Annotated in this window: 12 protein-coding genes; 4 read left to right on the top strand and 8 right to left on the bottom strand. The window is 52.5% G+C overall.

Annotated features, from left to right (window positions below):
* Window positions 1–32: 32 nt before the first annotated feature.
* On the bottom strand, window positions 33–1,793 hold the full coding sequence (locus BTJ39_RS07075; RefSeq protein ID WP_078001962.1) for a S16 family serine protease: 1,761 nt from the start codon (window positions 1,791–1,793) through the stop codon (window positions 33–35).
* 185 nt (window positions 1,794–1,978) lie between these two features.
* On the opposite strand from BTJ39_RS07075, the gene matP reads away from it, so the two are divergent.
* Window positions 1,979–2,446, top strand: coding sequence for a macrodomain Ter protein MatP (gene matP / locus BTJ39_RS07070; RefSeq protein WP_078002115.1), 468 nt, complete (start codon window positions 1,979–1,981; stop codon window positions 2,444–2,446).
* Window positions 2,447–2,530: 84 nt separating this feature from the next.
* Here matP and ompA read toward each other — a convergent pair whose 3' ends face one another.
* Window positions 2,531–3,604, bottom strand: a complete 1,074-nt coding sequence (ompA, locus tag BTJ39_RS07065; protein WP_078001961.1) for a porin OmpA — start codon at window positions 3,602–3,604, stop codon at window positions 2,531–2,533.
* A gap of 344 nt (window positions 3,605–3,948) precedes the next feature.
* Entirely contained in the window at window positions 3,949–4,449 is a 501-nt protein-coding gene (sulA, locus tag BTJ39_RS07060) for an SOS-induced cell division inhibitor SulA (RefSeq protein WP_078001960.1), read from the bottom strand.
* Window positions 4,450–4,635: 186 nt separating this feature from the next.
* Between sulA and BTJ39_RS07055 the strand changes: the two genes are divergently transcribed.
* Window positions 4,636–5,259: a TfoX/Sxy family DNA transformation protein gene (locus BTJ39_RS07055; protein WP_078001959.1), complete on the top strand. Its 624-nt coding sequence runs from the start codon at window positions 4,636–4,638 to the stop codon at window positions 5,257–5,259.
* Here the strand turns inward: BTJ39_RS07055 and yccS are convergent.
* Together yccS and BTJ39_RS07045 are read right to left on the bottom strand one after the other, a co-directional pair.
* Window positions 5,222–7,387: a YccS family putative transporter gene (yccS, locus tag BTJ39_RS07050; protein ID WP_078001958.1), complete on the bottom strand. Its 2,166-nt coding sequence runs from the start codon at window positions 7,385–7,387 to the stop codon at window positions 5,222–5,224. The two genes, BTJ39_RS07055 and yccS, sit on opposite strands and share 38 nt — an antisense overlap.
* Window positions 7,388–7,389: 2 nt before the next feature.
* Window positions 7,390–7,842 carry a YccF domain-containing protein gene (locus tag BTJ39_RS07045; protein WP_078001957.1) on the bottom strand — a complete coding sequence of 151 codons (453 nt, stop codon included), beginning with the start codon at window positions 7,840–7,842 and terminating at the stop codon, window positions 7,390–7,392.
* A 128-nt stretch (window positions 7,843–7,970) separates the two neighbouring features.
* Here BTJ39_RS07045 and helD point away from each other — a divergent pair, with 128 nt between their 5' ends.
* Window positions 7,971–10,025 (top strand): DNA helicase IV, encoded by a 2,055-nt coding sequence (helD, locus tag BTJ39_RS07040; protein WP_078001956.1) that lies wholly within the window; start codon window positions 7,971–7,973, stop codon window positions 10,023–10,025.
* A gap of 18 nt (window positions 10,026–10,043) precedes the next feature.
* Here helD and BTJ39_RS07035 read toward each other — a convergent pair whose 3' ends face one another.
* Window positions 10,044–10,502 (bottom strand): methylglyoxal synthase, encoded by a 459-nt coding sequence (locus tag BTJ39_RS07035; RefSeq protein ID WP_078001955.1) that lies wholly within the window; start codon window positions 10,500–10,502, stop codon window positions 10,044–10,046.
* Window positions 10,503–10,574: 72 nt separating this feature from the next.
* Window positions 10,575–11,213, bottom strand: coding sequence for a YccT family protein (locus tag BTJ39_RS07030; RefSeq protein WP_078001954.1), 639 nt, complete (start codon window positions 11,211–11,213; stop codon window positions 10,575–10,577).
* A 189-nt stretch (window positions 11,214–11,402) separates the two neighbouring features.
* Here BTJ39_RS07030 and BTJ39_RS07025 point away from each other — a divergent pair, with 189 nt between their 5' ends.
* Window positions 11,403–11,825 (top strand): CoA-binding protein, encoded by a 423-nt coding sequence (locus BTJ39_RS07025; RefSeq protein WP_078001953.1) that lies wholly within the window; start codon window positions 11,403–11,405, stop codon window positions 11,823–11,825.
* A gap of 31 nt (window positions 11,826–11,856) precedes the next feature.
* Here the strand turns inward: BTJ39_RS07025 and hspQ are convergent, their stop codons facing one another.
* Window positions 11,857–12,174: a heat shock protein HspQ gene (gene hspQ, locus BTJ39_RS07020; RefSeq protein WP_078002114.1), complete on the bottom strand. Its 318-nt coding sequence runs from the start codon at window positions 12,172–12,174 to the stop codon at window positions 11,857–11,859.
* Window positions 12,175–12,210: the final 36 nt, after the last annotated feature.

The following is a 12,210-nucleotide window of genomic DNA, read 5'->3' as shown; positions in this document are numbered from 1 at the left end:
TTAGCGAACAGGTGTACGCTCAACAACTCCGATCAGTTGTGGTTAAACCAGTTTAGCCAACGTAGCGGCCATGGGCGATGCCGGTTATCCTGCTGATTCATTTGCGCGATGCGGTCCTGAATCGTTCGCAGCAGGCAGCTGCCCTGTTCTGTATTCCATGATTTTTGCATCAGCAGCGGCAGCGCATCTTCGGTATGGCTGACGGTCCAGATATGAAATTGCTGTTCTCTGACGGCATTGATCACTTCATCGTTCAGCGCCAGATGCCGCGTGTTACTGGCGGGTAAAATAACACCTTGTTTTCCGCTCAGCCCGCGCTGTTGGCAAATTTGGAAGAAGCCTTCAATTTTTTCATTGAGTCCGCCAACCGGTTGCACGTTGCCAAACTGATCGACCGAACCGGTTACCGCAATTTGCTGGTTGATCGGCTGCGTCGCCAGCGCGCTAATCAGGGCGCACAGCTCTGCCAGTGATGCGCTATCGCCGTCTACCTCAGAGTATGATTGTTCAAATACCATTGACGCTGAGAAGGGCAGCTGCTGTTCCAGTTCCAGCTCTGAAACCAGCCAGGCTTGCATAATCATCATGCCTTTAGCATGGATATTGCCGCCAAGTTCCGCTTTGCGTTCAACATCAGTAAATTCACCGTCGCCGGGATGCACTACGCAGCTAATACGTGCGGGTTCGCCAAAGGCGCGTGGATGGCCTGGGAACTCAATAACCGAGAGGCCGTTTATTTGGCCTGTCACTTCATCTTCAGTATTGATAAGGACCTGGTCGAGCAGAATTTCATCCTGCATTCGCTCGGCAAGAAAACCTTCGCGCCAGGCGCGGGCTTCAAGCGCGCTCTTTAGCTGGCTGGCCGCGAGCCCATTATCCTCGCTGTAGATAACGGCATCCTGCAGCTGACGGGATAACCAGCAGGGGCAGAGGGGCAGCGTTTCCTGATCGCCGGTATAGCGCACGCTTTCGATAATCAGTTCGGGCCAGAAATCGGCTTCAATGGCGCCAATCCCCGCCTCATCGGCAACGCTACGCACCCACTGACACCAGTCTGCTATCTCTTCATCGTCAACGATTTGAATGTTTTCTTCAAATTCGCTGTAAATCGCCAGCGTGGATAATTCCGGCTCCATCTCCTGAAATTCGGCCAGCGCTTCGCGGTCGCCGGCGATAAGTAGCCGGAACTTCAGTGGCATAGCGGGAATTGATATCGGCAGCGCGCAGGTTTCATCCGGCGACAGCCAGACATACTGCTGGCTGAGAAAAATTTGCTTCAGGCGTAGCCACATCAGGGGCTGAGTGAGTACGGCGCGCAGCGAGATAATCAGCGTGCCGCCGTTAAGGCGATGAATCAGGCCGGGCTCAAGGGTTAGCGTCTCCTGAAAAAGACGCACACAGCCGAATAGTTGTTCCGGCTCGATCCAGTCGGCAACGCTAACCTGACCGCTCTGACAGGCGAAGTTATCCTCGGGGCTGGCAAACGCCCGGTAGCGCGCCTGGTTGCCCTCAAGGGTGTACTGACCTCCGCACCATTGTGAGGAGGGATTATCCGCTTCCAGCTGTGTCAACCTGTCGCGCAGCAGCGTCAGATATTGACCATACTCAGCGATTTTTACCAGCATCATGGCCGGTTCTGCCGTCGTCTGACTGAATGCCTGCAAACCGTTTGCCAGTCGCGCCTGAGTTTTTTCAAAGCACCCTGAGGTGTCCTCAGTGACGTGAGAAAAATAGTGCTGGTAGTTATCGGTTTGCGGCCGTAGCGCCTGCCAATCAAGTTTCGTGCTGGTCAATGTCGTCGTATTTATCTGAAATGAACAAAGGGCGCATTATACTGTATTTCAGCCGGTTAAGCATCGCGGTTGAACATTTAGCTGCGGTGGCGCACAGCTTTCGCACATGTAAACTGTTTTCCCGGTTTATGTGTTGCAAAAAGCTGTTATGCTTTGTAATCAGGGTGTTCAGCATTGAGATTCCGATGAAATATCAGCAGCTCGAAAATCTTGAAAGCGGATGGAAATGGAAGTATCTGGTTAAAAAACACCGCGAAGGGGAGTTAATAACGCGCTATATCGAGCTGAGCGCAGCTCAGGCTGCGGTTGATGAGTTGCTGGCTATGGAAAATCAGCCGGTAGATGTATTGTCGTGGATACAAAAACATATCAACCCGGCGCTGGAAAACCGCATGAAGCAAACAATACGCGCCCGGCGTAAGCGTCATTTCAATGCGGAGCATCAGCATACGCGTAAGAAATCGATAGATCTTGAGTATCTGGTGTGGCAACGCCTCGCGGGGCTAGCGCAGCGTCGTAACAGCACCCTTTCTGAAACTATCGTGCAGTTAATAGAAGACGCCGAGCGTAAAGAGAAATATGCCAGCAAGATGTCGCTTCTGAAAGAGGATCTGCAGGCTATTCTTGGTAGTACTAAGGAGAGCGAGAGCTAACGCGGCAACAAATTTCCTTAGCATGACGCAAAATTTATAGATAAAAAAACCCCGCATCTGCGGGGTTTTTTAAAGCCGTTTTACTTAAGCCTGAGGCTGAGTAACAACGTCTTTGATGCCTTTAACTTCGATTTCTACGCGACGATCCGGAGCCAGGCAGCTGATCTGGGCATTGCGGCCTTTCACGCTGTTACAGGTGCTACCGGTGACCGGGTCAGCTTCGCCCATGCCACGTGCAGAGATCTTGTTAGACGGGATACCTTTAGACACCAGGTAATCAACAACGGACTGAGCACGTTTCTCAGACAGTTTCTGGTTGTACTGGTCAGAACCGATGCGGTCGGTATAACCCAGAACAACAACGGAACCGTCTTTCGGATCCATGGAGCTCAGCTGGCTGTACAGTTGATCCAGAGCCTGCTGACCTTCCGGTTTCAGCGTAGCTTTGTTGAAGTTGAACAGAACGTCAGACTTCAGAGTGAAGCGCTTGGTCTGAACAACAGGTGCCGGAGCAGGAGCCGGTGCCGGAGCAGGCGCAGCTGCTTCATCCTGGCCGAAGCGATAAGCTACGCCCAGAGACAGCATGCCGTTATCCGGACGGGCACCAACGGTGGTAGCATCACCGATGTTGTTAACCCACTGGTAATCCAGGCGAGTAGCCCAGTTTTTGGTCAGTGCGTATTCAACACCAACGGCTGCCAGCGGAGATACGCCAGTGTCGTTGTCGCTGATGCGGTTGCCGGTATTGGCATTGTACTGAGTTGAATCAGCACGCCATACCATACCGCCCAGGCGAGTATAGATGTCGAGGTCGTCAGTCAGCGGGTAGCTCAGTTTAGCTGCCAGCTGAATACCTTGTGCTTTGAACGCGCCGTTAACGGTATTGCCTTTATACGGCATACGTCCCAGCCAATCATAGCCCAGTTCGAAGCCCAGATAAGGATTCGCCTGATAGCCCAGGAATGCACCTGCGCCCAGCTGGCTTTCATGGGTAGGACCGTCGTTGTTGGTGTAACCGTTGCCGTAGTAGCCTTTATCGTGGAACTGAGACCAGCCCAGTTTACCACCGACATACCAGGTGTTATCTTTCGGAGCGGCCTGCGCTACTGTAGCGAAGCCAGCCAGTGCCACTGCAATTGCGATAGCTGTCTTTTTCATTTTTGCGCCTCGTTATCATCCAAATAGGCAAGGAGCTGAATTTAGCTCTTGGTTTAATCCTTCGCCGGGCTTTATAGCTCAATTATTACGCTTCCGCATGGAGGTTGTTGGAGCACCTCGGCGTGATAAAGTCTACAACGTCGTGAAAAACTTACAAGTATGATGTTGGGTGGTAAGAGAAAAAAATAGCGTTTTCTACATATTTTTTAACATTTATAGCGTAAAAATTAAGAGCCGCTATCTCTGCTAACGCGGCTAACCCATTGTCACACCGCGTCATAATAGAATCAGAAGGTTATCAGAGGGGTGAAAGGAATGTTCCCTGAGAATATTCCCATTTTTACTTAATGATACAAACTAGAGGGAATTTTTAGGCTGTTTACTGGTCTCCCGGAGGTCTTCTGGAGGTTTGACGCACATAAAATCAAGCCTAAACCATGCCCTGCTTTTGCCGCCGTCTCCAGCATTTTCCTCTGCTCATTCGTCAGTGGGTTCTGAACCCAGCCAATAACGACGCTGTAATTACCGGTGCGCAATGCTCTGCTCATTGCTTCTAACGTTGGCTGTTCTCCCGGGCTTTGGATTTGCATCATTTTATCCAGCGGCAGACCGGTTGATTTCAGCCAGGGACGGCTAAGTTTCTGCTCTGAGGTGAGCCACAGCTGCCAGCGGGATTCGATGCTTAGCTGCTGCAGCAGCGGTAATAACATTAATTGCATCATAGCAATCTGATCCTCGCTAAATACCAGCTCGGCAATTGTGCCGGAACTCAGCGTGGGGGTGGGGCAAGGGTTCAAATGCACAGGTTTGCTAACGCGATAAGAATTAGAAATTTGAGTACGCATGATCTCTTCACCTGTAATGTCACTGTATGAATATACAGTATAACTACAGAGGATGAAGATCAACCTGATTTTTTGAAAACGCCTCGCAAATATTGCGCGATTTTGGCAAAAACGCGGGCGAGGCATTGAATGCCTTTACTGAAATCACTAATGTCTGGAGCAACCAGGTTGATTAACAAGGAGGAAATGATGACAAAAAAGGGACGTATTGAGCGTATTACGCAGCTATTAAATCCGCTTGGCGCTATTAAAGTACGCACTCAATTTGGCGGTTACAGCCTGAGCGTGGGCAAAGCGGTGTTTGCCGTTGTTGCAGAAGGCGAGCTTTATTTGCGCGCCTGTGAGGCGTCAAAGCCTTATCTCTGTGAGCGTAAACTGCAAACGTTAGAGCTTCAGAAGCGAGGCGTGCCTGTCCGTCTTGACTACTATCGGGTAAATGAGACGCTCTGGCGGGAACCAGAGCAGCTGGTGGCGATATCACGTCTGTGTTTACAGGGTGCCCAATACCATAATGAGCTATCAAAACAGGCCGTCGGCATGCGCAGTTTACCTAATATCGGCCATCAGCTGGAGCGATTACTACGCGAAGCGGGGATCAAGAATATCAGTATGTTTAAAGCTGAAGGCGCGAAGGCCTGCTGGCTCAAGCTACGCGCGCTGAATAAACATCTTGGATTGAATACTCTCTATGCCTTAGAAGGCGCGCTGAGCGGCTTTCATTATCAGGCGTTGCCCGGAGAGGTGAAAGCCGAACTGCGCAGCTGGTATGAAGCTAAGGTTGACCAGTTAGAGCGTCAGCGCTATCGATAGTGATGATGCGCGATTGAAGCTCAGTTAATTCCGGAAGCAGTGCAAGCAGTAACGAGATCTGTTGCAAAATCAGGTGGGCGTTACCTTCAACCTGCGACTCGACGGTTTCAATGCGTTTTAACAATAAAGAATGCTGCTTATCCAACGCCGGGGAAATTGCAACTTCTGGTTGTAAGGCGTCATCAACATAGCAGACCGTGTCATCCAGTAATAATAATAACGCCTCGTCTTCCAGCTTTTCCCTGTGGGCGCCAAGGGCTGAGATATAGCTGAGCAGGGAATGGGTGAGGCACAGCAGCCGGAACGCGTCTTCCTCTTGTAGGGTGGAATCTGCTTTTCTGTCTGACCGGTTAGCCACTACCGCTGCTAATTCGGCGGCGGCATTGTGCGCATTTCGTCGGGCAATACGATAATCGACCCGGTTATCTTTGCCCTGGTGATATTGCACCAGAATGGCGTCCAGATAGCGGCAGTGCGCGTTAAGCGTGCGGCGTATCACCGAAGGGAAATCACGAAAACGCCAGTCTGGCCAAATCCAGCTGACTGCCATCCAGGCAAGCGCGCAGCCTATCAGGGTATCAATTATTCTCGGCAGCGCCACTTCATATCCTTCGCCTAATAAGTTGAAGCAAAGCAGCACCAGCAGAGTGATAAACATCGTTGCATGGGCATATTGCACGGTGCGGAAAGCGAAAAACAGCACGCCGCTGATGACTATCAGTAACAGCTGTCCTTGCACTGCCGGCACTAGCCATAGCACAGGTAAACCTATCAGTATCCCGGCCAGGGTTCCGGCGACGCGCAGCGTTAATCTGCTTTTAGTGGCATTGTAGTTAGGCTGACAAACGAAAAGGCTGGTCAGCAGGATCCAGTAGCCATGCTTCATCCCGGTAAACTGAATCATTGCGTAGCTACAGCAAAGCAATAATGACATGCGTACCGCATGGCGGAATAGCGGCGAGGAAGCCGAGAGATGGCGGCTGAAGCGCAGGCGGATATCCTGCCAACCCGTTAAGCCGTCATTTGATAGCTGATTTTCGCTCACATGCGGTTGTGCCAGCCGCTGCTCAGATTCAATGGTGGCGAGCTGGGCATCAATTGCCCGCAGATTGTTGAGTAGAAAATGCATCGCTTTACGCTCTGCCGGATAGCCTGCCCCGGCATCAAGCTGAGCCAGCGTAATTCTCAGGTTAGCAAAGTGATATTCAAAACGCGGATCGTGCTGGTACTGACGTCGCAGCAGAATGGTCTCAGCCAGCCGTTCGCAGGCTTTAGCCTGTAAGGTCAATAGTCGCTGGAAGCGAAAAAGAATATCGCTGTGGCGAAATGCTTTACGTAACGCATCGTACTTAACGTGCGACGAACTCGCTCTTTCGTGTATATCCTGGGCGGCAAAATAGTAGTGCAATGTTCTTTGCGTGCCGCGCTGTCCCTGATCGCCGCGTAGCCGACTCTGTACCGACGCTTTCGTTATGTTGAGTTGCTCGACCAGCCGGCTGTCAGTCATTGCGACCTCGATCATTCCTCGATTGTCTCCCGTCTCAACGTCGGGATCGAACAGGCTGGCCTTAGCTTCCAGATAGTGCGACAGCTGGATAAAAGTGCTGGCAATATTTTCCTGCAGCGGTCGAATGGGGAAAATCAGGTGTCCGCAGAGCGTTAATAAATTATACCAGGCTGCCCCCAGCAGTAGCAGAAAGGGTTGCAGATACCATTGTGGAAAAAGTCCGACGCCCAGCAGGGTATAAAGCGCGATCAGCAAGGCGCCGAAGGCAATGGTCGCGTAGCGTTGCCCCAGCGCTCCCAGCAGAATAAAGCCCCATGTAGACAGGCCAAGCCCGATAATAAACAGCCAGGGCCAGGGATAGAGCAGCTCGACCGATACCGACGCAATGCAGAAGCAGGTAAGCGTAATGACCAGATTACGTAAACGTCCGGTCAGCCGGTCATCTAAATCCGTCAGCGCAGCGGCTACGACGCCGAGGGTAAGCGGAATGGTCCAGGTGATTTGCTGTAACCATAGCGGTACGGCGGTGGTGCCGATCAGCGCCAGCAAAATACGCAGGTTGTACAGCCAGGCGCTGCTGAGGTTAAAGCGCCGCAATGTAAACGGCCGTGCGGGCTGCATTATTAAGTCCGATTGAAACGACGGCGGGCGTTGGCGTCACGTGCTGCGCGGGCCTCTTCCACCGAGACCACCCGACGTCCAACCGGCCAGAGCGCGATAGCGGCAATCTTTAAGTTTGTGATGCCGACCGGAATGCCGATTATGGTGCAGCATTGCACAATGCCAATAAAAATATGGCTCAGGCAAAGCCACCAGCCGAATAGAACAAACCAGACAATATTCAGCAGCGTGCCGGCGCCGTTGCGCAGCGCGTTACGCCGCTCAGGGTAGAGTTCGTCAACGTGTACAGGCTCATTACCGAAAGGGAGCAAAGAAAGCCGGGTTATTTCCCAACAGGAGCGCGTTAGCGGCAGGGTAAAAATAAGTATGATGGTAAACAGCGTCGCCAGCAGCCAGCCCAGCGTGGTAGCGAAGCCACCCAGTACGAAGTTGAGAATATTAAGTACGGTGCGCATAGCGCCTCTCCCCTGAAAAAATAAAGGCAATGTTCAATGCCTTGATTGTAACGCGTTTTAGCGCTGGAGCGCTAAACCTCCTGCCGGTAAACTAGGTGAATAACTTATTGCCACCACAGGTCAGGGGCATGGAACTTAAATCAACGTCGCTTGGCAAACATCTGGCGCAGCATCCTTATAACAGGGTTCGTTTACTGAATGCCGGTGTTGAGGTCAGTGGAGAAAAGCATCAGTACCTGATTCCGTTTAATCAACTGCTTTCCATTCGCTGTAAGCGAGGACTGGTCTGGGGCGAGCTGGAGTTCACGTTGATTGATGAAAAAGTCGTGCGCCTGCACGGTACCGAGTGGGGCGAGACGCAGCGCTTCTTTCACTATCTGGACAAAGCATGGACCGAGTGGGGAGAGGAGATGAGCGTGGTCAGCGCCGCGGTGCTGTCTGATGCCGTCAGCGTTATCGACGATCTTGAGCAGCAATCACGCTGGCTTAAGCGCAGCGATATTACCAGCCTGCGCCAGCAGCTTGATGGTTTATTCGCTGGGTTGCCGCTACCTCATCAGCGTGTTTCTCAATTTGAAAACTGCGCGCAGCAGTGGGCGTATTGTCAGCGCTGGTATCATCAGGCCGATGAGCAACGGCAGCGGCGTAACGCGCAGTGGACCACGCAGATGCTGGAGGAATACGCGGATTTCTTCAATACGGTAGAAACATCGCCGTTAAATGAGTCGCAGGCCAGAGCGGTGATTAATGGTGAAGACGCGGTATTAACTCTGGCAGGGGCCGGTAGCGGCAAAACCTCCGTGCTGGTTGCTCGCGCCGGTTGGTTGATGCAGCGTAAGCTCGCCGAGCCTGAGCAAATTTTGCTGCTGGCTTTTGGACGTAAAGCCGCTGAGGAGATGAACGACCGCATCCGCCAAAGGCTGAATACTGAAGAAATTGAAGCCAGAACCTTTCATTCGCTGGCGTTACATATCATTCAGCAGGGCAGCCAACGGGCGCCGACTATCAGTAGCCTGGAAAGCGATGCAAGCAAGCGACGCCAGCTTCTGATTGAGGTCTGGCGTCAGCAGTGCGCAGAAAAGAAAGCACAGGCAAAAGGCTGGCGTCAGTGGCTGGAGGAAGAACTTGGCTGGGAGCTGGAGAACGCGGCTTTCTGGCAGGATGAGCGGCTGGCTAACCGACTCGCCAGCCGCCTTGAACGCTGGCTGGGGTTAATGCGCACCCACGGTGGCGCGCAGGCGGAAATGATTGAAAGCGCCCCGGAAGCCCTGCGTGACAAGTTTGCTAAACGGGTCAGGCTAATGGCGCCGCTGCTTAAGGCCTGGAAAAGCGCGCTTAAAGAAGAAGGCGCCGTGGACTTTGCCGGGTTGATTCACCAGGCGGTCAACGTGCTGGATAAAGGACGCTTTATCAGCTCATGGAAAGCGATTCTGGTTGATGAGTTTCAGGACATTTCGCCACAGCGTGCTTTGTTGCTGGCGGCTCTGCGACGTCAGAATAAGCGTACTTCGCTGTTTGCCGTTGGCGATGACTGGCAGGCGATATACCGTTTTAGCGGCGCGGAAATGACGTTGACCACCGCGTTTCATCATCACTTTGGTGAAGGGGATCGCTGCATACTTGATACAACGTATCGTTTTAACGAACGCATCGGCGACATCGCCAACCGCTTTGTTCAGGAAAACCCTCATCAGTTAAGAAAACCGCTCAATAGTCTGCGTAAGGGCAATAAGAAGGCCGTGGTATTGCTGCCGGAGAGTCAGCTTGAATCGCTGTTAAACAAGCTCAGTGGCTTTGTTAAACCGCAGGAAACGGTGCTGGTTCTGGCGCGTTATCATTATCTGCGTCCCGCCGAGCTGGATAAAGCAAAGACACGCTGGCCTAAGCTCAATATTGAATTTATGACCATTCATGCCAGTAAGGGCAGGCAGGCTGACTATGTTATTTTGCCTGGTTTACGCACGGGGAAGGAAGGATTCCCGGCGCAGGCCAGAGAGTCGGTAATGGAAGAGGTACTGCTGCCTGCGCCGGAAGATTTCCCCGATGCCGAGGAGCGGCGTCTGGCCTATGTCGCGCTTACCAGGGCGAAGGAACAGGTATGGCTGCTGTTCGATCCCGATGCGCCTTCAGCATTTGTTGATGATTTTAAACGGCTTGGCGTACCCGTGCAGCGCAAGCCGTGAAGCGGATCCGCAGCAGGCTTATTGCAGGCGCTGCTGCAGGTAACGTTGATAATCCGGAATCAATATCTCCTGCTCGCGATGGAAAAGCGGCGAGTGAATAATGAAATCCGCCGTGGCGCGGTTGGTGGCGACCGGAATATTCCAGACCGTAGCCAGGCGTAGCAGTGCTTTAACGTCTGGATCGTGAGGAACGGCGTTTAGTGGGTCCCAGAAAAAGATAAGGACATCGATTTTGCCTTCAGAAATCAACGCGCCAACCTGCTGGTCGCCGCCCATCGGCCCGCTGAGCATTGATTTAACCGGCAGGCCGGTTGCCCGCTGGATCAGGTTGCCGGTAGTGCCGGTCGCATACAGCGTATGTTGGCTTAACGTCTCTTTATAAAGTTCAACCCATTGCATGAGCGCGGTTTTGCAGTGATCGTGAGCGACCAGCGCAATGTGCTTTTTTTCCGGAATTTTTCGGGTGGTTTGATCCATTAGGAATATCCTGGTGAGAATAATCGGATTAAAAGGGAACAATGGGATTTTAGCGCCCTCAGGCGGCAGCGTTCAACTGGTATGCAGGGCTTTTAGCAGGCGACGCAGATGCTGGCGGGTTGCGCTGTCTACCTGCATGTACCAACGATAAAGCACGGCGGCATCCGGAGAGTTATTAAACGCAACACTTTCCGCAGATGGTGATAGTTGTCCTACGGCCTGCTGTGGTTCGGCAAAACGCGGTACCGACGCAATATGATTCGCACGATTATAAGCCACCATCGCCTGCTCAGCATCACTGCCTGCTCTCAGGCTGAGCGTGTCGTGCTGGCTGGCGATAACCTGATTCTGTTCATTAATCAGTTGAAAGCCAGCGCCTCTGTCCAGCTGTTTTGCATCGTTGAGGGTTTCCAGCACGGGAAGGCGAATACTGACGGATTTTGTCTCAGCAACAAACGTGGCGATTAGCGGTACTGAAATATATCGTGCATTGCGACTGGCGCCGCTGAGGGTTTTTTCCACGCGAAACAAAAACTGGTGCTGTCCTTTTTCCAGCTCAATGCCGTCGGCCCCTTTCAGCCAGGAGCCTGATATCTTATGGCCATCTAACACCAGCAAATCAATCTCAGGCTCCAGCTTCAGCGTGGTCGCATGAAGAGCCGTACCGATCAGCATGGTTAACAGACCTGCGCACCACAAACGCAATTTCATTCTTTCTCCGACCCGAGGGCGTACGTTGCCTGATAAATGTATCTAAGTCTTTCACTATGACACTATATTAACATTTAAACATATTTATTCGTGCGATTACCGCATTTTCACGTCTGGCGGCAACGGGCTCTCGTCGAAAAAGCGGCGGTAATTTACACTAATATAAGCGCAATCAGATAAGGAAAAAATATGTATAACGATGTGATTAAGGATGTGCTTGAGACCAGTCGCACCATTGCGCTGGTTGGCGCCAGCGATAACACGGCCCGCCCCAGCTACGGCGTTATGGCGTATCTGCTCGAACAGGGATATCAGGTTTTTCCTGTTAGCCCTAAGCTGGCGGGCGGCATGCTGCTGGGGCAGACCGTCTATGGTTCGCTGGCTGAGGTTCCACAGCCGTTGGATATGGTCGATGTTTTTCGCAACTCGGAAGCAGCCTATGGGGTTGCTCAGGAGGCCATTGCCGCAGGGGCGAAAACGCTGTGGCTGCAGCTGGGCGTGATCAATGAGCAGGCGGCAGTTTTAGCTAAAGAGGCGGGGCTTAACGTCATTATGGACCGCTGTCCAAAGATTGAAATCCCCCGTCTGGGACTCGAGAAAAAATCAGGCTGACAGCGGGCGATGTCAGCCGCGGCCCGACGGATTAGTTACGCAGGCGGGGCGCCTGAAGCTGCCTGCGAATCGAATCCGCCAGTTCGTCCAGGGAAGATTGCTCCGGGTGTTCAGCCTGTGCTTCCCAGGAAAGCTGGGCTTCAGCGAGGTAAGTATGGACCGGCTGGCCATCGTCATCCTCCATCACCACATGATACCAGGGCGATGCCCGCAGCTGTTCGCTGTCGGCGACTTCATCAAAGGCGGGCTTATCAAGCGAATACTCTGCGTCAACGTCCACCACCACGCCGAGAAAACCTAACATTTTATGTCGAACCTGCTGACCGATACCGAACTTGCTGGCAATCATCATGACCTCCCCTCAACATTGCCCTGACGCTTATAT

Origin of the sequence: Izhakiella australiensis, from assembly GCF_002006995.1 — a bacterium.
GTDB classification, from domain to species: Bacteria; Pseudomonadota; Gammaproteobacteria; order Enterobacterales; family Enterobacteriaceae; genus Izhakiella; species Izhakiella australiensis.
The sequence above is the reverse complement of the archived record's forward strand: the minus strand, read 5'-3'. Positions and strand labels throughout refer to the sequence as shown.